Raw genomic sequence first — 20,063 nt, 5'->3', positions numbered from 1 at the left:
AAGGTGCCGCCCCATGACCGACCTGATCCTGCACGAACTCGACGAAGGCCTGCTGACCCTGCGCCTGAACCGCCCGGACAAGCTCAATGCGCTGACCAACGCCATGTACACCCGGCTGGCCGAATTGTTCGAGGCAGCCAACCACGACCCGCAGGTCGAGGTGATCGTGCTGACCGGCAGCGCCGAGTGCTTCACCGCCGGCAACGACCTGCCGGACTTCCTCGACCAGCCGCCCACCGACCTGAACAGCCCGGTGTTTCGCATGATGTGGGCGGTGCTGGCGCTGGACAAGCCACTGATCGCGGCGGTTGCGGGCCCGGCGATCGGCATCGGCACCACCCTGCTGCTGCATTGCGACCAGGTGCTGGTCACCCGCGATACCAAGCTGCGCACGCCGTTCGTGCCGCTGGGCGTGTGCCCGGAGTTCGGCGCCAGCCTGTTGCTGCCACGCCTGCTGGGGCACGCACGGGCCGCGCAGGTGTTGCTGTGCAGCCAGTTGCTCAGCGGCGAGCAGGCCGTGCAGTGGGGGCTGGCGACCGAGCTGCTGGAGGATGGCGCACAATGCCAGGCCGCCGCCGTGAAACTGGCCCGACGCCTGCAACGCCTACCCAGCGATGCCCTGCGCATCAGCAAGCAATTGCTCAAGGATGCCCATCGTCAGGAGCTGGCGGCTACGGTTGAGCGTGAAGGTTTGGCGTTCGTCGCCCGCCTGCAGACGCCTGAGGCGAAGGCGGCGTTGCAAGCGATGATCAAGGGATGACCACTCCAAGAAGTATGCACGTCCTCTGTAGGAGCAGCCGCGCTGACCTCAAGCAATGCATGGCAGCCCCATGTCAAAAACAAACCAGACTTACCTTTGCGGAGCCCTGAATGCTGCGTGTGTTCGAGCGATGGCTAGACCCCTTCCCACCCGATGAAGTCCCGCCGCCACCGGTGGGCCTGCTGCGTTTCCTGTGGGCCTGCACCCGCGGCGCGCGCGGCTACATCCTTGCCCTTGCGCTGTTCAGTGCCGGCGTATCGATCTACGAAGCCTGGTTGTTCTCCTTCCTCGGCCAGGTGGTCGACCTGCTCCCGGCCTGGCAGGCGGGCACCGCCGCCAGCGGTGAGGAAAGCCGCGTGCTGTGGGGCATCGGCCTGGTGCTGCTGGCGAGTATCGGGCTGGTGGCGCTGCGCACCCTGATGCAGCACCAGGTGCTGGCGATCAACCTGCCGCTGCGCCTGCGCTGGGACTTCCACCGCCTGATGCTGCGCCAGAGCCTGTCGTTCTTCTCCGATGAATTCTCCGGCCGGGTCACCACCAAGGTGATGCAGACCGCGCTGGCGGTGCGTGAGGTGCTGTTCACCTTCATCGAGATCATTCCCGGCATCGGCGTGTACTTCATCGCGATCATCGCCCTGGCCGGCGGTTTCGCCCTGCAACTGATGCTGCCGTTCGTGGCCTGGCTGGTGCTGTTCGGGCTGGCGATGCTGTACTTCGTGCCGCGCCTGGGCAAAGTCGGCCAGGAGCAGGCCCATGCGCGCTCGTCGATGACCGGGCGCGTCTCCGATGCCTACACCAACATCACCACCGTGAAGCTGTTCTCGCACTCCAAGCGCGAAGCGCACTTCGCCCGCGCAGCCATGGAAGACTTCAAGCTCACCGGCTTGCGCCAGATGCGCCTGGTCAGCCAGTTCGAGATCGTCAACCAGGCGCTGGTGGTCGGCCTGATTCTTGGTGCCGGCGGCTATGCCCTGTGGCTGTGGCACCAGGGCCAGGTCGGCGCCGGCGCGGTGGCGGCGATCACTGCCATGGCGCTGCGCATCAATGGCATGTCGCACTGGATCATGTGGCAGATGACCTCGCTGTTCGAGAACATCGGCACCGTGCAGGACGGCATGGCTACGCTCACCCGTGGCCCCAAGGTGCAGGATGCGCCCAACGCCGGCGTGCTCGAGACCCGCGGCGGCGCGGTGACCTTCGACAAGGTGAGCTTCAACTATGGCGGCGAACGCCAGGTGCTCGACGACCTCACCCTGCACATTCGCCCCGGCGAAAAAGTCGGGCTGGTGGGCCGTTCGGGGGCCGGCAAGTCCACGCTGATCAACCTGCTGCTGCGCTTCTACGACGTCAACAGCGGCACCATTCGCATCGACGGGCAGGACATCGCCGAGGTCACCCAGGACAGCCTGCGCAGCGCCATCGGCATGGTCACCCAGGACACCTCGCTGCTGCACCGCTCGATCCGCGACAACATCGCCTATGGCCGCCCCGAGGCGACCGACGCGCAGATCCGCAGCGCCGCCGCCAATGCCCAGGCCGATGCCTTCATCAGCCAGCTCAGCGACAAGCAAGGCAACAGCGGCTACGACACCTTGGTGGGCGAGCGCGGCATCAAACTGTCCGGTGGCCAGCGCCAGCGCGTGGCCATTGCCCGGGTGATGCTCAAGAACGCTCCGATCCTGCTGCTGGACGAGGCCACCAGCGCGCTGGACTCGGAAGTCGAAGTGGCCATCCAGGAAAGCCTCGACGAGATGATGCAAGGCAAGACCGTCATCGCCATCGCCCATCGGCTGTCCACCATCGCGGCCATGGACCGGCTGATCGTCATGGACGAGGGGCGCATTGTCGAGCAAGGCACCCATGCCGAACTGCTGGGCAGGAACGGCACCTATGCACGGCTGTGGCAGCACCAGAGCGGTGGATTCCTGGGTGAGGACCAAGGGGTGGTCGAGGGCGTGGAGTAAGCTTGGCGGGGGGCGCGATTGGCTCGCCCCCCTCCACCGGTCAATCAGGTCCGGAACCTTCGCACCAGCGTATCCAGCTCATTCGACAAGCCCGCCAGGCTCTGCGAGTCCTGCCGCGCCGCCTGGGCCAGTTCGGCCACCAACTGCGCATCGCCGTGAATCTGGCTGATGTGCCGGTTGATGTCCTCGGCCACCTGGTGCTGCTCTTCGGCCGCCGTGGCAATTTGCGTGTTCATGTCGCGGATCACGTCCACCGACTCGCGGATCTGGCCGAAGCTGTCGCGGGCCATGCCGATGCGGCTGACCGACTGCTGCGAGACGTCCAGGCTTGCGTGCATCTGCTCGGCGACCTGCGCGGTGCGGCTGGCCAGGTTGCCCAGCAAGCCGTCGATCTCGGCGGTGGAGTCGGCAGTGCGCTTGGCCAGCGCCCGCACTTCGTCGGCAACCACCGCGAAGCCCCTGCCCTGCTCGCCGGCACGGGCCGCTTCGATCGCCGCATTGAGGGCCAGCAGGTTGGTCTGTTCGGCAATCGAGCGGATGGTGCCGAGGATCGACTGGATGGCGTTGCTGTCGCGCTCCAGTTGCTGGATCGACTGGGCCGACTGCGCAATCTCCTGGCTCAGCCGATCGACGCTGTGCACCGCGGCGTCGATCTGCTGCTGGCCTTCACGGGCCTGCTGCTGGCCGCTGTCGGCCGATTGCGCGGCCTGGCTGCACGAGCGCGCCACTTCGTTGGCGGTGGCGACCATCTCATGGAAGGCAGTGGACACCATGTCCACCGCTTCACGCTGGCGCCCGGCAGCCTCGGCCATGTCCTGGGAAACACGGGTCGAGCTGTTTGAGGTGCTGAGGATCTTGCCGGCGGCCGCACCGATGTGCTGGATCAGGCTGCGGATGGCGCCGAGGAACTGGTTGAACCAGTTGGCCAACTGCGCCGTTTCGTCACGGCCACGGATGTCCAGGTTGCGGGTCAGGTCGCCCTCGCCCTGGGCGATGTCCTCCAGGCCGCGGCTGACGTTGTTGATCGGGCGCACGATCAGGTTGGCGAACGCGGTACCGACAACGGCGAACACTGCAGCCAGCAGCAGTGCGATGGCGCCGATCAGCCAGCTCAGGCGCGAGGTGCTGCGCATCACTTCGTCGTGGCGGATCAGGCCGATGAAGGTCCAGCCCAATTGCTCGTCGGGGTAGAGGTTGGCCATGAAGCGCTCGCCATTGATCTCGACCTCGACCAGCCCTTTGCCGGCCTTGGCCAGCTCGGCGTAGCCAGCGCCGAAACTGGCAAGTTGCTTGAAGTTGTGGCTGGCGTCCCGGGGGTCGACCATCACGTTGCCGTTGTTCTCCACCAGCATCACATAGCCACTTTCGCCCAGCTTGATCTGCTTGAGGATCTCGGTCAGCCCTTTGAGCGACACGTCGATGCTGACCACGCCGCCCGGGTTGCCCAACGGGTTGGCGACGGCACGCACGATGCTGACTTGCACGGTGTCATCGGCGGCCCAGTAATAGGGCGCCGTGCGCAAGGTCTTGCCGGGGTTGGCGATCGCCAGCTGATACCAGGGGCGCTGGCGCGGATCGTAGTCGGCGAAGTCTTTCGTGGCGGGCCAGCCCACGTAACCACCGTCTGCCAGCCCATAGGAAACGTAGGCATAGCTGGGGTGGGCGTCTGCCAGACGGGTCATGAACTGGAAAATCTGCTGGTCCCGGGCGCCAAGCTCATTGCCGGTGCTGGCGCCCAGGTACTTGTTGACCTCGCTGCCCGTGGCCGTGACCAAGGGTTGCGCGGCCAGGTAGTTGACGTTCTGCTCGATGCCCTGGAAGAACAGGCTCATCGCATTGCCTACCTGGCGAATTTCCCGCGTGCTGTTGTCGAAGAAATTCTCTCGCGCCTCATCGCGCAGATTGAGGACGACCAAGATGGCAACCAGGCTTATCGGTATCACTGCGATCCCGGCAAAGGACCACATCAGCTTGTGCTTAATGTTCATTCATCCCCCTTGAACCTGCGAAACGATCACCCGGCCAATAGCCGTGGTCAGTTGGTCGCCATCTGGCGAGCATTGGTTTTTTCACGACGCCGGTAAGCCAGCAGCAAGCCGGCGTACCAGAACGGCATGACGTACAGCGCAGTGCGGGTATCAGGCTCCAGGGCCAGCAAACAGAGCACGAACAACAAAAACACCTGAGACAAGGCCGCACAGGCCTTGCCGCCCGGGAGCTTGAAGGTGGATTGCTGGTGGGCCTGCGGGTTCTGGCGGCGGTAGGCAAAGTAAGCCATCAGGATCAGCGACCAGGTGACGATGATCATCACGGCCGAAATGGTCGACACCAGGGTGAACACCGTCATGACTTCCGGGATCACGAACAGCAGCGTCAAGGCCAGGGCCATGCACACACCCGAGAACATCAGCGCACGGGCGGGCGTTCCCGAGCCCGACAGGCGCCCGAAGGCCAAGGGAGCCTGGCGCTGATGGGCCAGGCCGTAGAGCATCCGCGACCCCGAGTACACGCCGCTGTTGGCCGATGACGCCGCCGAGGTGAGCACGACGAAGTTGATGATGCCGGCAGCGGCCGGAAGCCCGCCCAGCAGGAACAGCTCGACGAACGGGCTGCGATTGGCGGGGACGTTGCCCCATGACACCACACTGATGATGCACGCCAGCGCCGCGATGTAGAAAAGCAGGATGCGAACCGGGATGGTGTTGATGGCCTTGGGCAGGGTTTTCTCCGGGTTCTTCGCCTCGGCGGCGGCAGTACCGACCAACTCAGTGCCGACGAACGAAAAAATGGCGATCTGGAAGCCCGCCAGGAAGCCCAGGATGCCGTGGGGCATGATCACGCCCGGGGCAACCAGATGGCTGAAGGACGCCGTCACCCCCGCTGGCGATGTGTAGGCTGTGGCAACCATCACCAGCCCGGTGATCACCAACAGCACGATGGCCACCACCTTGATCAGCCCGAACCAGAACTCGACCTCGCCGAATGCCTTGACCGCCAGCATGTTCAGGCCCAGCAGCAGGAACATCGTGGCAAAGGCCGGCAGCCAGGTGGGTAGATCGGGGTACCAGTACTGCATGAAGCCCGCCACCACGACCACATCGCCCACGGCCGCCACCACCCAGCTGAGCCAGTAGGACCAACTGAGGATGTACCCGGCGCGTGGCCCCAGATAGTGGTGCACGAGGTCGGCGAACGAGCCCATTTCGAGGTTGGCGAGCAGCATCTCGCCCATCGCCCGCATGATGCAGAAAACGAAAAAGCCGATGATCGCGTACACCAGGATGATCGAGGTGCCCGACAGCGCGATGATCTTGCCTGACCCCATGAACAGGCCGGTGCCTATGGCGCCACTGATCGAGATGAGTTGGATATGGCGGTTTTCGAGCCGCCGCTTGAGCACGCGGCCATCTTCTGCTGTCGCGTCTGGCGCGTCACAGGTGTGTTGCATCATTAACCTCTTATTCTTTTTCGGTAAAACCTGGTCTTTACCCACGCCCCTGCAAAACTGGCACGCACGTGCAGTTCTCTTGAGCACTTTAAAGTTGCAAGGCAGGGACGGGAAAATCACACAGACAACAATAAAAATCCGCTGAACAACTTCACCGGACTGGCTGGCTTGATAAACTTCATTACGAGTGAAGCGACTTATTCTGCCAGTCGACCTGGCCAATCGGAACACAACAAACTGCACACACGGCAGCCCGGTTCATACACAGTGCCAGCCACGGCTGGCAGATTGTTCATTGACACTGCCGAAACCGGCAGACCGGGTGATCACATTTTGAACGTGGACAGCAAAATGCTGGTTTCAGTGTTTTCGATATGGGGGATCGAGCGAATGGAGTTCAACACCCGGTCAAAGCCTTCCAGCGTGTCGGCACGCAGTTCCGCCATCAGGTCCCAGCGGCCGTTGGTGGTGTGGATGGCCACCACATTCGGGTGGCCCCTTAGCGCACGCTTGACCTCGGCTGCATGGTGGCCACTGATGGCGATGCTAGTGATGGCCCTTACCCCTTGCTCGGGAGCATCCGACCTCAGGCGGATCGTGTAGCCCAGAATCACACCTTGCTCTTCCAGCTTGGTGATCCTGTTCTGCACCGTTGCCCTGGCAACCCCCAGTTTTTTCGCAAGGGTCAGAACTGGCGTGCGCGCATTGTCCCGCAGCAGCGCGACCAGCGCCCGATCAATATTATCCATGTTGAATACCAGGCTGTTCAGATTGTCATTTGAGGGTCGCAGATTGTGTAGAAGTCTTTCAAAACTGGCAACCTGCACGCTTCATATTGACACCCTCTTTCATCACAATTTTCCGGCGACTGTTATTGCAACAACCTTGCGTATTCACCCTGCACAGTCTGCGGTTAAAGCGCACTTGCCAAGTGCACTGTTTAATTGACACCCCGACACGCTCGGACTTGATTCGTGCCCTGGGTGCATTTCCATTAAAACAAACACGACGCGCAGCCTGACGTGGCCGCACGCACTCAACCCCGGTAATTACAAGATGGCATTTCCAACACGTTCGATTCAGGCACCTGCGGCAGTGGTCATGGTCCGGCCGCATGCCTTTACCCCCAACCCGGAAACCGCAGCAGACAACGCGTTCCAGAGCGCCAACCCGGACATCGCCACAGCCACCCTCGCCGAAGTCGCGCGCGACGAAGTCAGCCAGGCGGCGCAGCGGCTCATGGCCGAGGGTGTGCGGGTACACCTGTTCGATGACCTGGGCGAACACGACACCCCTGACTCGGTGTTCCCGAACAACTGGTTCTCCACCCACCCGGGTGGCCATGTCGCCATCTACTCGATGTACTCGAAGAACCGTCGCCGCGAGCGGCGGGCCGATGTCATCGAGATGCTCAAGCACGAGTACCGGGTGCAGGACGTGATCGACTACTCGGGCCTGGAGCAGGACGAGCTGTTCCTCGAGGGCACGGGGGCGATGGTGTTCGACCACTTGTCCAGGGTCGCCTACACCGCGCGCTCGAACCGCGCCGACCCGATCGCCCTCGAGCGCTTCAGCACCCACTTCAATTTCGAGCCCATGGTGTTCGATACGGCGGATGAAAAAGGCTCGCCGATCTACCACACCAACGTCTTGATGTGCGTGGCGACCGAGTTCGCCCTGGTGGGGTTCGACACCTTCACCAACAAGGCGCGGGCCGAAGAGGTGCGTATGCGCTTGATCGAATCCGGCCGCGATGTGATTGACCTGACCAACCAACAGATCAACGAATTCGCCGGCAACGCCATCGAGCTGTCCGGGCGCGGTGGGCGAATTCTTGCGCTGTCACGCCGGGCATTCAACAGCCTTACTGCCGAGCAGCGCCAACGCATCGAGCGCTCGGCGCGGCTGGTACCACTGGACGTGCCGACGATCGAAATGGCGGGTGGTTCGGTGCGCTGCATGATCGCGGGCATCCATCTTTCGCCTCGCCGATAGGGCCCAGCGCGAGCTGTCGTGATTGCCCCTGCAACGACCCGATCCGTCGCAATCCAGCCCCATCACGACAGGTTTGATTACCGCCTATCCGGGACACTTCCGAGGGCGGGTTGCGGTGCAGACAGCGCCGCCAGCCCGCCCTATCAACAAGAACGGAAAACCCGACATGACCCGACACGCCCTTAGCCGCATCGCCATCGCCCTGCTGCTCGCCAGCGGCGCAAGCTTCACCCACGCCGCCCCTTTACTCGACACAGTCCGCGGCGAAACACCCGCCGCAGCGACCCTGGCACACAGCAACGCATGGCTGGAAATCGACCCGCTTGCCTTCGAGCACAACATTGCGCGTATCCAGAAACTGGTCGCAGGCAAAAGCCAGGTCTGCGCGGTCATGAAAGCCGACGCCTATGGCAACGGTATTGCGTTGCTGGTGCCATCGGCCATGCGCATGGGCATCGGCTGCATTGGCGTTACCAGCAACGAAGAGGCACGCGTGGTCCGCGAAAAGGGCTTCAAGGGGCGGCTCATGCGGCTGCGCATTGCCAGCCTGGGCGAGGTGCAGGATGCGCTGCCCTATGCCATGGACGAGTTGGTCGGCAACCTGGACGTGGCGCAGCAACTGGATGCACTGGCCAAGCGCAGCGGCCACCGGCTGAAGGTGCACCTGGCACTCAACTCCGCCGGCATGGGCCGCAACGGCGTGGAAATGAGCACACCCCAAGGGCTCAAGGACGCGGTCGCCATGGCTACCCTCGGGCATCTGGAGGTGGTCGGCATCATGACCCACTTCCCGGTGGAAGAACGTGAGGATGTGCTCAAGGGCCTTGCCCGATTCAAGGAACAATCGGCGCTGCTGATCCAGCAGGCCAAGCTGGATCGGAGCAAACTGCTGCTGCACTGCGCCAACACCTTCACCACCCTGGAGGTGCCTGAAGGCTGGTTGGACATGGTGCGCCCGGGCGCCGCACTGTATGGCTACCCCGTGGGCGGCCACGAGGAGTTCCAGCGAGTCATGCAGTTCAAGTCGCAGGTGGCAGCGGTCAACAGCTACCCGGCCGGCAGTGGCATCAGCTACGACCATACCTACACCCTGAGCCGTGACTCGCGGGTGGCCAACATTCCCGCAGGCTACTCGGACGGCTATCGCCGCGCTTTCTCCAACAAGGCCTCGGTGCTGATCAATGGCAAGCGCGCGCCGGTAATTGGCAAGGTCACCATGAATACCCTGATGGTCGACGTCACCGACATCCCGGGGGTCAAGGCGGGCGATGAAGTGGTGCTGTATGGCAAGCAAGGGGGTGACGAGATCACCCAGGCAGAGCTTGAGACCATCAACGGGGCATTGCTGGCCGACCTCTACACGGTCTGGGGCAACTCGAACCCGAAGGTGCTGAAAGCCAAGTGATGGCGCGCGGCATCGCCTGCTTGTAGGCACTTGGCTCTGTACGAAAAGTTTTGTGGGAGCGGGCTTGCCCCGCGATGGAGTGCGAAGCGCTCCTTTACCCGATATCAAATAGCGCCAAAGATGCTGCAAGTTCAGGCTTTGCTGCCACGTTGCGGCAGATCGCGGGGCAAGCCCGCTCCCACAAAGCTTTGGGTACAGAGCCTGGTAGCCAGCCGCCTGCCGATGCTCAGCGCAGCTGCCCTGCGATCAACCCCAGCGCAATCACGATCATCACCAGCCCCGACACCCGCCCGACCACCTGCGCCGCCGCCGGCCGGGTACGCAGTACCGCCTTGGCGCCATACCCCACCATCAGGTACACCACCAGCGAACTGGCCAGGTGCACCAGCCCCAGCAGCAGGATCTGCAACCACACCGGCCAGCTCGCCTGCGGGTCGGTGAACTGCGGCAACAGCGCCAGGAACAGCAGGAACACCTTGGGGTTGAGGCCGCTCACGCAAAAACCCTTGAACGCCCAGCGCGATCCGGATTCCGTCACGCCACCCTCCCCGGCCTCGGGCACCGCCGGGCGCAGCAGCAGGTTGCCGCCCAGCCACAGCAGGTAAACGCAGCCCGCCAGGGTCAGCAGGGTCAGCGCCAGCGGGTGCCCGGCGATCAGGCTGCCGACCCCGGCGGCCACGATCAGCGTCACCAGAAAATGCCCCGAGAGCATCCCCGCCACTGCGGGCATCACCCAGCGCCCGCGCATCCCGGCGGAAATGGCGTAGGCCCAGTCGGCACCCGGGGTGATCACGAACAGCAAGGACACGGCCCAGAACGCCGCCAATACACTCATGGCCACTTTGAATCTTCCTTCCACATAGGTTTCGGTGAAAGCAAGATTACGGGTATCGCCCGGGGATTTTCTTTCGTATATTCCCCACATCAGCCATCAACCTGGAAGATTCTTCCCTCATGGACCGAACCGATCGAAAGATCCTTGCCGAACTGCAAAAAGACGGGCGCCTGTCGGTAACCGAACTGGCCGAACGCGTGGGCTTGAGCCTGTCACCCTGCCACCGCCGGCTCAAGGCGCTGGAAGAATCCGGCGCCATCCTCGGCTACCACGCCCGCCTGGCCCCCAGCGCCCTGGGCCTGAACTTCGCCGCGCTGGTGTTCGTCACCCTGCGCGAGGTTACCCGCCAGCCGGTGGCGGACTTCGAAGCGGCGGTTTCGCAGATACCGCAGATCGTCGAGGCGCAGCGGCTGTTTGGCGACCCGGATTACCTGCTGCATGTGGTGGCAAAGGACCTGCCGGCGTTCCAGAAGCTGTATGACGAGCAGCTGACCAGCATTCCCAATGTGAAGCGGTTGAGCTCGACCTTGGTAATGAAAGAAGTGATTCAGGATCGGTTGTTGCCGATGTAACAACACTCGGCAAACCGGCCCTATCGCGGGGCAAGCCCGCTCCCACGTTCCGCCCCTCAAAAACATACCCGGACCGTGGGAGCGGGCTTGCCCCGCGATAGGGCCTGAACAGGCAACACCCAAGCCCCGGCAACGCGCACTGCGCACCACCATCGCCCACCACAAAACCACTCGCCCCGCCGTGCGCCGCCTGCCACGGCGCCTCCCCACCTGGCACCCACCTTGCTACCGTCCCCCGCTTAACCTTCTGCCAGCCTTAGCTTTTTTAAGGTTCATGAGCACAAATTTACTAATTTCCCCTTCCCTGCCCCGCCGCCATCATCGCTGCAACAAGAACGCGTCGCCCCTTGTCGGCACGCGCCCGGCAACTTCGGTTGCGCCCTCCTTGCCTTGGAGTCATTCATGACCAGTGCAGCCAATTCGGCACCCCTCATCGAGAAACACACGATCGGCTACGTGCCGCCGCAAGACCGCCATGGAAAGGTAAGGGATCTCTTCACACTGTGGTTCGGCGGCAACATCGCCCCGCTGCCGATCGTCACCGGCGCCTTGGGCGTGCAGCTGTTCCACCTCAACCTGGTATGGGGCATCGTCGCCATCCTGGTCGGCCATCTGCTCGGCGGCGTGCTGATGGCGCTGCATTCGGCGCAGGGCCCGCAGATGGGCATCCCGCAGATGATCCAGAGCCGTGCCCAGTTCGGCTCGCTCGGCGCGCTGCTGGTGGTGGTGATCGCAGGCGTCATGTACATCGGCTTCTTCGCCTCCAACATCGTCCTGGCCGGCAAGTCGCTGCACGGCGTGGTCGACAGCGTGCCGGTGCCGGTGGGCATCGTCGTCGGCGCGCTGGGCTCGGGCATCATCGGCATCATCGGCTACCGCTTCATCCACGTGCTCAACCGCATCGGCACCTGGGTGCTGGGCATCGGCATCGTGGTCGGCTTCGGCTACATCTTCAGCCATGTGCAGAGCGACGACTTCCTCACCCGCGGCGGCTTCAACCTGGCCGGCTGGCTGGCCACCGTGTCGCTGGCGGCGCTGTGGCAGATCGCCTTCGCCCCCTATGTGTCGGACTACTCGCGCTACCTGCCGGCCGACGTGAAAGTGTCGTCGACCTTCTGGACCACCTACCTGGGTTCGGCGCTGGGCTCGAGCCTGTCGTTCATCTTCGGCGCCGTCGCCGTGCTGGCCATCCCTGCGGGCATGGACACCATGGACGCCGTCAAGCTCGCCACCGGCACCCTTGGCCCGGTGATGCTGGTGCTGTTCCTGCTCAGCGTGATCAGCCACAACGCTCTGAACCTGTATGGCGCAGTGCTGTCGATCATCACCCTGGTGCAGACCTTCGCCCACCGCTGGATCCCCACCGCCAAGAGCCGCGCCGTGCTGTCGCTGCTGGTGCTGGCCGCCTGCTGCGTGGTGGCGGTGTTCGCCTCGGCGGACTTCATCGGCCACTTCGTCGACATGGTGCTGGTGCTGCTGGTGGTGCTGGTGCCGTGGACCGCGATCAACCTGATCGACTTCTATGTCATCCATAAAGGCGACTACGACATCCAGTCGATCTTCAAGGTCGATGGCGGCATCTACGGCCGCTACAACCCGCAAGCGCTGCTGGCCTACGCCATTGGCATCGTGGTGCAGATCCCGTTCATGAACACCCCGCTGTATGTTGGCCAGGTGTCCGAATACATCAACGGTGCCGACCTGTCCTGGCTGGTGGGCCTGGCGGTGACCACGCCGCTGTACTGGTGGTTGGCCAGCCGCGACAGCGCTTATCGTCGGAGTCAGGTGAATGCCAAGCTGGCTGCGGGGGTCTGATTGCCCCGGTGACACGTAACAAAAAGACCCGCTATTGCGGGTCTCCTGCGGCCAAACACCAAGGCATCAGACGCGCTTGAACTGCACTAGAAGTACAACAAAAGCCATCCAGAAAACACCGATAAGGATGCAATACATACTTAGCTTCATGCGTTTTTTCAGATAGACCGGGAAATCACGACTGTCCTCCGGGTTCAGCCAACCTTGACGAATGCCCAACGCAGGCCAAAACATCCCAGCCGTCATGGCACTAACTGTCAACATTCGAAACTTTAGCGTCAGCGCACCACCGTTTCTCAGCTCCTCGCGAAGACCTTCGCTTCGCTGCAAGGCGTCGCACATCACCTTGAAATGGCTCGAGGCTGCGATATGCAACTCAATCGCAAGCCCAGCCAGCCCCACAGCGAACGGAGCGAGTAACAACACTATCCTCAACTCTACAGGCCACCAGCTCAAATCAATCATAAGCAGTCTCGTACAATATCTCGCCTACCTCTTCCCCAAAGAACTCACCGAGCTTCCCAATACCGAGGGAAGATGCGCCGATTACTGCTATTGCGCAGGTGGCCCGCCCCCATGGTCCAAATCCACAGACTGCTTTGATGGCAAGCTTTCCGACAGCTCCACCGGCCATACCTCCCGCGATCCCCCCTGTAAAACTACCCGTTTCGGTAAACCGGACACGTTTACACTCTTCGGTCCCTCCCGCACGTGCTGCATCTGGCCCACAGCAAATCCGTCAGTTCATGCGCGGTCGAAATTGACGAACAGATACAGGAAGGCCATGCATGCCAGACTGACCGATATGCAGTAAAAACTAAGTTTCATGCGTTTTTTCAGATAGGGAGGGAACAAGCGACTGTCCTCTGCATCCAACCACCCCTGACGGATACCCAATCTTGGCCAGATGATGCCCGCCGTCATCGCACTCACGGTCGACAATCTGAGTTTCAGGGTGAAGGCCCCCCCGTTCCTCAGCTCTTCGTGGAGTCCGCTGCTTCTGTGAAGCGCTTCGCACATCACGTTGAAGTGCTGCGTTGCGGCGATATGCAACTTGATCGCAAGCCCGACCAAACCGATAGCGAAAGGTGCGAGAAGCAGAGTCAGCTTCATCACATCCGGCCACTCACTTACATTGATCATACGCACCCACATACCCTCTTTGCAGATTCGGTGCCAAGTGTTCACCCATAGATGTATCCACAGGCGCATCCAAAGCCTCGTCGACCTCAAGAACCGAAAAATAGAAAGCAGCTCTGAATCATTAACGGGTCACTTTCACAAATGAGACCAACACGATCAGCATTGCAAACCCCATGAGTAAGCAGCCGCTACTTAACTTCATCATTCGCGCCAAGTAACCTGGAAACTCATTACTGTCATCGACACTCAGCCATCCTTTCCGATACCCAAAGGACGGCCATATTAAACCAAGGGTCATCGCACTAACTATCACCATCCGCGCGTGCTGCCGAGTGGTGCCCCACACCACAACTTCATCATGAAGCCCACTACTGCGCCGAAAGGCGTGGCACATAACGAAAAAGTGCCGAGAGCCCGCAATGTAGGCGTTGAGCGTGCCTCCTGTAATTATCAAAATAAATGGAACCACAAGCAGCACCAGTCTTATTTCAGAGGGCCATCCACTAAGATCAATCATACATTTGCTCATAAACGACTTGGCCAGACCACTCTCCCCCTGCACTGCCCAACTGGCTTCCGCCGAAGGAGCCCGCTCCCACAACGACTAATCCACATATGGCTTTTCCCCAAACGCCAAAATTGCAGACAGCCTTCACCGAGATACCGCTTGCTGCACCGGCAAAAGCACCACCTACCAAACCTCCCGCAAAACTACCCGTTTCTGTATACCTTATTTTTTTGCACGCCTCGGTCTCACCAGTCCGGCAAACCTCCTGCACCTTCAAATATGACGAAGCGGCCCCAAGCCCGATGCCAACATAGCCCCCAGACTTCAAATATTTCGCCATCTTCGCCACCTCATCCAGATGCGTCGCATACCCCGGTATCGCCCCCGGCGCCCCGGCCTTGGACCAGTGATGCACGAGGCTCCTGGTCGAAATCCCCAAGCCCTTGCGCAGACTTTCATGCCCGCCCAGGTTCAGGTACTTACCCAGAAACGCACTGCGCAATTGCGCATTCAGCTGCTGATACAAAGCCTGGCGTGAGGCAAAGAACTGCGGGCTCTTCAAGTGCCCATGCAAACCGAACTCCCGCTGATGCAACTGTTCGATCCCCTTGAGCGTATCGCTCACCTGCCCCAGCCCGCGCGACAGCATGTCCTTGCCCACGCCCATCGACAGGCTCGCGCCACTGAGCACCCCGGCGATCTCGCCGATGTGCTCCATCATGAAGTTGGCTTCCTGTTCGTCGAGTTCGGCCAGGGCGTCGCGCGTCAATTGTGCCGCTGCCATCAGCTCGGCCTCTTGCCGGGTGCAGGCATGGTGGTTATCGAGGTCGCCGAGGACGAAGATCTCGCCAGCCTTGAAACCTTGATCGAAAGTGGGATTCAGGCGTTTAACCCGAGCGATCGGCAGCGTGCGATCCTGCTCCAGCAGCTGCGCCAACAGCCGCGACCCGGACATGCTGCGGGGTATGACATAAAACCCCGGCTCCAGCAGCGCACGCGGCGTAGCCGATGCCGTGGCCATCTGTGGCTGGAAGCGCGATGCTGCGACCGAGTCGGCTCTTGGGGCAGCACCAGCGCCAGCCGGCGCCGAGCGTGCACGCGTCGCCATACCCAAAGGCGCCACCACTCGGTTACTGCCACTGGGGCATCCGCACGCCACCAGCGAACCGTCGACCGCCACCTCCCGACCGTTAGACATGAACCACGAAATACCTTCGACTACCGTGCCGCGCTGGCCGCAAACCGGGCATTCGGTGGTGGCATCGCCCCTGCGCAGCACCTGGATACCGTCACAACGATGGTTCGGATCATCAGCAATGCATATCGCCCCAGTGGTCGTGACATCCCCGTCCAGCGCCTGCCCTTTACCACCGATATTGACCCTGTTCATGTTTCCCTCTGCAGATGCAAAGCAGCGGAAACTAGCAGCACTCAGGGCGAAAACACGGGGGCAGTCCGGCGCTTGGGAAATGCCCTACACATAATGCGAAAACGAACTACACGGCTGATATTTTCACTGCCCGCTACGCAACATCTCCTTGGGCACATACTTGCCAATCTCATACTTGCCAATCGCCGCCCGGTGCACCTCATCCGGCCCATCGGCCAGGCGCAGGGTGCGCTGCATCGCATACATGTAGGCCAACGGGAAGTCGCCACTGACCCCCGCGCCACCGTGGATCTGGATGGCCCGGTCGATCACCTTCAACGCCACGTTCGGCGCCACCACCTTGATCTGCGCAATCTCGCTGCGCGCCACCTTGTTGCCCACGGTGTCCATCATGTACGCGGCCTTGAGCGTCAGCAGCCGGGCCATGTCGATCTCCATCCGCGAGTCGGCGATCTTGTCGATGTTGCCACCCAGCCGCGCCAGCGGCTTGCCGAAGGCCGTGCGCTCGACCGAGCGTTTGCACATCAGCTCCAGGGCGCGCTCGGCCATGCCGATCGAGCGCATGCAGTGGTGGATACGGCCTGGGCCAAGGCGGCCCTGGGCGATCTCGAAGCCACGGCCCTCGCCGAGCAACACGTTGTCATAAGGCACGCGCACGTTCTCGAACAGCACCTCGGCGTGGCCGTGGGGCGCGTCGTCGTAGCCAAACACCGGCAGCGGGCGAACGATCTTCACCCCCGGCGCATCCGTGGGCACCAGGATCATCGAGTGCTGCTGATGGCGCGGGCCGTCGGGGTTGGACAGGCCCATGAAGATCATCACCTTGCAGCGCGGGTCGCAGGCGCCGGAAGTCCACCACTTGCGGCCGTTGATCACCCACTCGTCACCGTCGCGCACGGCAGTGGCGGCCATGTTGGTGGCATCCGACGAGGCCACGTCCGGCTCGGTCATGGCAAATGCCGAGCGGATCTCGCCGCGCAGCAGCGGCTCCAGCCACTGGCGCTTCTGCGCCTCGCTGGCGTAGCGCACCAGCACTTCCATGTTGCCGGTGTCCGGCGCCGAGCAGTTGAACGGCTCCGGCCCCAGCAGCGAGCGGCCCATGATCTCGGCCAGCGGCGCGTATTCGAGGTTGGTCAGCCCCGCGCCGTATTCCGACTCGGGCAGGAACAGGTTCCACAGGCCTTCGGCACGGGCCTTGGCCTTGAGCTCCTCCATGATCGCGGTGGGCTGCCAGCGGTCGCCTTCGGCAACCTGGCGCTCGAACACCGGCTCGGCCGGGTACACATAGGCGTCCATGAATGCGCTGACACGCTCGCGCAGTGCCTGGACCTTGGGCGAATAGGCGAAATCCATCGGGGCTACCTTCAGTCAATGAAGAACATGGACGCAGCCTAGAACAGCCACCCTTCATCCACCTAGTCTATTTTCACTGTGTATTAACATTCATAACCGATATATGATCCGCTGATAATTCCAATGAAGAGCGGCGCCATGAACCTCAGCAAGGTCGACCTCAACCTGTTCATCGTCTTCGACGCCATCTACACCGAAGCCAACCTGACCCGCGCCGGGCAGATTGTCGGCATCACCCAGCCGGCGGTGTCCAACGCCCTGTCGCGCCTGCGCGAAACCTTCAACGACCCGCTATTCGTGCGCACCGCCCAGGGCATGGTGCCCACGCCCATGGCGCAGAACATCATCGGCCCGGTGCGCAACGCCCTGTCGCTGCTGCGCACCTCGGTGCAGGAGAGCCGCATTTTCAACCCGCTGCAGGCCAGCAAGACCTTCCGCATCAGCATGACCGACCTCACCGAGGCGGTGATCCTGCCGCCGCTGTTCCAGCGCCTGCGCCGCCTGGCACCGGCGCTGGTGATCGAGAGCTTCCCGTGCAAGCGCCGCGAAACCACCAAGGAGCTGGCCGCCGGGCGCCTGGACTTCGCCGTCGACGCACCACTGAACACCGACCCGCAGGTGCGCCACGTCAAGCTGATGCAGGACCGCTACGTCTGCGCCATGCGCCCCGGCCATCCGCTGGCCGACAGCGCGCTGACCCTCGACAGTTACCTGGGCATGACCCACATCCATATTTCCAGCCGCCGCAACGGCCTGGGCTACGTTGACCTGGCCCTGGGCAAGATGGGCGTGCAGCGCCGCGTGGCACTGCGTTCGCAACACTACCTGATGGCGTCGCAGGTGCTGCAGCAGACCGACATGGTGATGACCGTGCCCGAGCGCTTCGCCCGCCGTCACCAGTTGCGCCACCAGCCGCTGCCGGTGGAAGTGCCGGCCCTGGAAACCCACCTGTACTGGCACGAAAGCACCGACCAGGACCCGGCCAACCGCTGGATGCGCGAGCAGATCATCGAGCTGTGCGAGCGGGTCGCCAGCCAGGAGCAGAAGGCGCTGGAAAACGCTTGAGCGCGGCAGCAAAGGCCTGTTCGCGCTTGCATTGCCCCGACCTTTGGGTAAACCTTGCGCCGCCCTGCCCCGGGCATTCCAGATTCACGGCACAAGGAACGCAGCATGGCTATCAGGACTCTGGTGATCGGCGCCTACGGCAACTTCGGGCGCATCATCAGCCGCCACTTGAACCAGATGCCGGGCGTGCAACTGGTCATCGCCGGGCGCAACGCCCGCCAGCTCGCCCAGCTTGGCGCACAGCTAGGCAGCCCCGGCGCATCGCTGCACGGCAGCTGGTGCGGTGATGCCATGGCCCCCGGTTTCGCCGGGACCCTGCGCCAACTGGGCATCGACTGGGTGATCCACACCGGCGGGCCGTTCCAGGGCCAGCCCTACCGCGTCGCCGAGGCCTGCATCGAGGCCGGCGCCAGCTATTGCGACCTGGCCGACTGCCGCCTGTTCGTCAACGGCATCGCCCAGCTCGACGCCCGCGCCCGCCAGGCGGGCGTGGCGCTGCTCAGTGGCTGCAGCTCGGTGCCCAGCCTGTCGTCGGCGATCCTCGACGAACATCGGCAGCGCTTCAGCCACATCGAGTCGATCGAGCACGGCATTTCCTCCTCTGCCAAGATGCCCGGCTTGTCCACCATCGAAGGCGTGCTCGCCTATGCCGGGCGGCCGATCCGCCAGTGGCGAGATGGCCAGCCCTGCGCAGTCGACGGCTGGCTGGGCCTGCAGCTGCGCCACCTGCCGGGCCTGGGCTGGCGCCTGCTGAGCAATGTCGATGTGCCGGACATGGACATCTTCGCCAGCCGCTACGGTGCGCGCACCCTGGCGTTCAAGGCCGGTGCCGGGCTGATGGCCGGTGGCCTGGCCAATGCGGCACTGGCGCTGCTGGTGAAATACGGGCTGGTACGCGACCCCTTGCCCTGGGCGCGGCGCCTGCACCGCCTGGGCCTGCGCTTCGAGCGCTGGGGAGATGGCAAGAGCGCGATGTACCTGGACGTGCGCGGCCAGGACGAAAATGGCCAGCCGCTACGCATGCGTGCCCAGGTCAGCGCAACCGATGACAAAGGCCCCGAGATCCCGAGCTGCGCTGCGGTGGCGCTGATGGCCAGGTTGACCGAAGGCTACCAGCCAGCTGCAGGCGCGCGCCCCTGCGTGGGCGAGATAAGCGTCGCCCAATACCTGGCGGCCATCGACGCGCCGGACAAGATCCGCTACAGCGTCAGTTTCCAGCAGGGACGCGGTTGACATGGATTACCTGCTGCTCAAATACCTGCATGTGATCGGCGCCGTGTTCCTGTTCGGCTTCGGCATGGGCTCCTACCTTTACCTGATCGCCGCCCACCGCACGGGCGATGCGCGGGTGATCGCCGCCGTGGCCAGGATGGTGGTGCGCTTCGACGCCTGGATCACCACTCCGGCCGGTGTCCTGCAGTTGCTGACCGGCTACGCCATGGTGCGCATGGCAGGCATGGACTGGACGATGGACTGGCTGCGCGCCGCGCTGGCGATCTTCTTCGGAGTGGGTGCGTTGTGGTTGCCGGTACTGTTGTTGCAGACCCGTCTGCAGGCCCTCGCCGCCCAAGCCGCCGAGGCGCACTCCCCGCTATGCCCGCGTTACCACCGGCTCTACCGTTATTGGCTGTGGATGGGTGTGGTCGGGTTCGCCGGGATGTTCCTGATGGTGCTGGTAATGGTGAAAAAGCAGGCGCCTTGGCAATGGCTTTAACTTGAAAAGCAGTGCGAGGAGAATTTTTTTCTCGCATGAGCATCCCGCACAGAATGAATCATTCTGAAATAACCTAGTGGACGAGCAATAGGAAAA

General features: G+C 62.7%; 16 protein-coding genes and 2 pseudogenes. 9 read left to right on the top strand and 9 right to left on the bottom strand.

Going from position 1 to position 20,063, the window contains the following annotated elements; translation table 11 throughout:
- Window positions 1-13: 13 nt before the first annotated feature.
- Window positions 14-760 (top strand): enoyl-CoA hydratase-related protein, encoded by a 747-nt coding sequence (locus F6X61_RS19940; protein WP_153788082.1) that lies wholly within the window; start codon window positions 14-16, stop codon window positions 758-760.
- Window positions 761-870: 110 nt separating this feature from the next.
- Window positions 871-2,724: an ABC transporter ATP-binding protein gene (locus tag F6X61_RS19935; RefSeq protein ID WP_153788081.1), complete on the top strand. Its 1,854-nt coding sequence runs from the start codon at window positions 871-873 to the stop codon at window positions 2,722-2,724.
- Between the two features lie 44 nt (window positions 2,725-2,768).
- Here F6X61_RS19935 and F6X61_RS27665 read toward each other — a convergent pair.
- The 4 genes and pseudogenes from F6X61_RS27665 to F6X61_RS19920 all read right to left on the bottom strand — a co-directional run.
- Window positions 2,769-3,365, bottom strand: a pseudogene (locus tag F6X61_RS27665) (methyl-accepting chemotaxis protein); the annotation flags it as partial.
- A 261-nt stretch (window positions 3,366-3,626) separates the two neighbouring features.
- Window positions 3,627-4,556 (bottom strand): annotated as a pseudogene (locus F6X61_RS27660) (sensor histidine kinase); the annotation flags it as partial.
- A 203-nt stretch (window positions 4,557-4,759) separates the two neighbouring features.
- Window positions 4,760-6,172: an amino acid permease gene (locus tag F6X61_RS19925; protein WP_153788079.1), complete on the bottom strand. Its 1,413-nt coding sequence runs from the start codon at window positions 6,170-6,172 to the stop codon at window positions 4,760-4,762.
- 326 nt (window positions 6,173-6,498) lie between these two features.
- Window positions 6,499-6,921, bottom strand: a complete 423-nt coding sequence (locus tag F6X61_RS19920; protein ID WP_110992856.1) for an Lrp/AsnC family transcriptional regulator — start codon at window positions 6,919-6,921, stop codon at window positions 6,499-6,501.
- Between the two features lie 307 nt (window positions 6,922-7,228).
- Here F6X61_RS19920 and ctlX point away from each other — a divergent pair, with 307 nt between their 5' ends.
- Window positions 7,229-8,167 carry a citrulline utilization hydrolase CtlX gene (gene ctlX, locus F6X61_RS19915; protein WP_178125860.1) on the top strand — a complete coding sequence of 313 codons (939 nt, stop codon included), beginning with the start codon at window positions 7,229-7,231 and terminating at the stop codon, window positions 8,165-8,167.
- A gap of 166 nt (window positions 8,168-8,333) precedes the next feature.
- Window positions 8,334-9,572, top strand: coding sequence for an alanine racemase (gene alr, locus F6X61_RS19910; protein ID WP_153788078.1), 1,239 nt, complete (start codon window positions 8,334-8,336; stop codon window positions 9,570-9,572).
- A 226-nt stretch (window positions 9,573-9,798) separates the two neighbouring features.
- Here the strand turns inward: alr and F6X61_RS19905 are convergent, their stop codons facing one another.
- On the bottom strand, window positions 9,799-10,413 hold the full coding sequence (locus F6X61_RS19905) for a LysE family translocator (RefSeq protein ID WP_153788077.1): 615 nt from the start codon (window positions 10,411-10,413) through the stop codon (window positions 9,799-9,801).
- A gap of 113 nt (window positions 10,414-10,526) precedes the next feature.
- On the opposite strand from F6X61_RS19905, the gene F6X61_RS19900 reads away from it, so the two are divergent.
- Both F6X61_RS19900 and F6X61_RS19895 read left to right on the top strand, forming a co-directional pair.
- Window positions 10,527-10,979, top strand: coding sequence for an Lrp/AsnC family transcriptional regulator (locus F6X61_RS19900; protein ID WP_110992853.1), 453 nt, complete (start codon window positions 10,527-10,529; stop codon window positions 10,977-10,979).
- A 402-nt stretch (window positions 10,980-11,381) separates the two neighbouring features.
- Window positions 11,382-12,794, top strand: a complete 1,413-nt coding sequence (locus F6X61_RS19895) for a cytosine permease (protein ID WP_153788076.1) — start codon at window positions 11,382-11,384, stop codon at window positions 12,792-12,794.
- Window positions 12,795-12,860: 66 nt separating this feature from the next.
- Here F6X61_RS19895 and F6X61_RS19890 read toward each other — a convergent pair whose 3' ends face one another.
- The 4 genes from F6X61_RS19890 to F6X61_RS19875 form a co-directional block, all read right to left on the bottom strand.
- On the bottom strand, window positions 12,861-13,259 hold the full coding sequence (locus tag F6X61_RS19890) for a hypothetical protein (protein WP_153788075.1): 399 nt from the start codon (window positions 13,257-13,259) through the stop codon (window positions 12,861-12,863).
- Window positions 13,260-13,538: 279 nt separating this feature from the next.
- A complete protein-coding gene (locus F6X61_RS19885) occupies window positions 13,539-13,943 on the bottom strand; it encodes a hypothetical protein (RefSeq protein ID WP_153788074.1) in 405 nt (134 codons plus the stop codon).
- A 503-nt stretch (window positions 13,944-14,446) separates the two neighbouring features.
- Window positions 14,447-15,835, bottom strand: coding sequence for a PAAR domain-containing protein (locus tag F6X61_RS19880; protein ID WP_153788073.1), 1,389 nt, complete (start codon window positions 15,833-15,835; stop codon window positions 14,447-14,449).
- Between the two features lie 123 nt (window positions 15,836-15,958).
- Window positions 15,959-17,188: an acyl-CoA dehydrogenase gene (locus F6X61_RS19875; RefSeq protein WP_153788072.1), complete on the bottom strand. Its 1,230-nt coding sequence runs from the start codon at window positions 17,186-17,188 to the stop codon at window positions 15,959-15,961.
- Between the two features lie 138 nt (window positions 17,189-17,326).
- Between F6X61_RS19875 and F6X61_RS19870 the strand changes: the two genes are divergently transcribed.
- The 3 genes from F6X61_RS19870 (at window position 17,327) to F6X61_RS19860 (ending at window position 19,967) form a co-directional block, all read left to right on the top strand.
- Window positions 17,327-18,253, top strand: a complete 927-nt coding sequence (locus F6X61_RS19870) for a LysR family transcriptional regulator (protein ID WP_125464364.1) — start codon at window positions 17,327-17,329, stop codon at window positions 18,251-18,253.
- A 105-nt stretch (window positions 18,254-18,358) separates the two neighbouring features.
- Window positions 18,359-19,486 (top strand): saccharopine dehydrogenase family protein, encoded by a 1,128-nt coding sequence (locus F6X61_RS19865; protein WP_153788071.1) that lies wholly within the window; start codon window positions 18,359-18,361, stop codon window positions 19,484-19,486.
- A gap of 1 nt (window position 19,487) precedes the next feature.
- Window positions 19,488-19,967 (top strand): DUF2269 domain-containing protein, encoded by a 480-nt coding sequence (locus tag F6X61_RS19860; protein ID WP_153788070.1) that lies wholly within the window; start codon window positions 19,488-19,490, stop codon window positions 19,965-19,967.
- Window positions 19,968-20,063: the final 96 nt, after the last annotated feature.

The organism is Pseudomonas sp. EMN2 (assembly GCF_009650555.1).
GTDB lineage: Bacteria > Pseudomonadota > Gammaproteobacteria > Pseudomonadales > Pseudomonadaceae > Aquipseudomonas > Aquipseudomonas sichuanensis.
This window is presented reverse-complemented; position numbering and strand designations above follow the sequence as displayed.

Excerpts from the sequence above, each read along its gene's own strand:
- F6X61_RS19940 (WP_153788082.1), top strand. The coding sequence starts at position 14 with ATGACCGACCTGATCCTGCACGAACTCGACGAAGGCCTGCTGACCCTG.
- F6X61_RS19935 (WP_153788081.1), top strand. The coding sequence starts at position 871 with ATGCTGCGTGTGTTCGAGCGATGGCTAGACCCCTTCCCACCCGATGAA.
- F6X61_RS19925 (WP_153788079.1), bottom strand. The coding sequence starts at position 6,172 with ATGCAACACACCTGTGACGCGCCAGACGCGACAGCAGAAGATGGCCGC.
- F6X61_RS19920 (WP_110992856.1), bottom strand. The coding sequence starts at position 6,921 with ATGGATAATATTGATCGGGCGCTGGTCGCGCTGCTGCGGGACAATGCG.
- ctlX (WP_178125860.1), top strand. The coding sequence starts at position 7,229 with ATGGCATTTCCAACACGTTCGATTCAGGCACCTGCGGCAGTGGTCATG.
- alr (WP_153788078.1), top strand. The coding sequence starts at position 8,334 with ATGACCCGACACGCCCTTAGCCGCATCGCCATCGCCCTGCTGCTCGCC.
- F6X61_RS19900 (WP_110992853.1), top strand. The coding sequence starts at position 10,527 with ATGGACCGAACCGATCGAAAGATCCTTGCCGAACTGCAAAAAGACGGG.
- F6X61_RS19895 (WP_153788076.1), top strand. The coding sequence starts at position 11,382 with ATGACCAGTGCAGCCAATTCGGCACCCCTCATCGAGAAACACACGATC.
- F6X61_RS19890 (WP_153788075.1), bottom strand. The coding sequence starts at position 13,259 with ATGATTGATTTGAGCTGGTGGCCTGTAGAGTTGAGGATAGTGTTGTTA.
- F6X61_RS19880 (WP_153788073.1), bottom strand. The coding sequence starts at position 15,835 with ATGAACAGGGTCAATATCGGTGGTAAAGGGCAGGCGCTGGACGGGGAT.
- F6X61_RS19875 (WP_153788072.1), bottom strand. The coding sequence starts at position 17,188 with ATGGATTTCGCCTATTCGCCCAAGGTCCAGGCACTGCGCGAGCGTGTC.
- F6X61_RS19870 (WP_125464364.1), top strand. The coding sequence starts at position 17,327 with ATGAACCTCAGCAAGGTCGACCTCAACCTGTTCATCGTCTTCGACGCC.
- F6X61_RS19865 (WP_153788071.1), top strand. The coding sequence starts at position 18,359 with ATGGCTATCAGGACTCTGGTGATCGGCGCCTACGGCAACTTCGGGCGC.
- F6X61_RS19860 (WP_153788070.1), top strand. The coding sequence starts at position 19,488 with ATGGATTACCTGCTGCTCAAATACCTGCATGTGATCGGCGCCGTGTTC.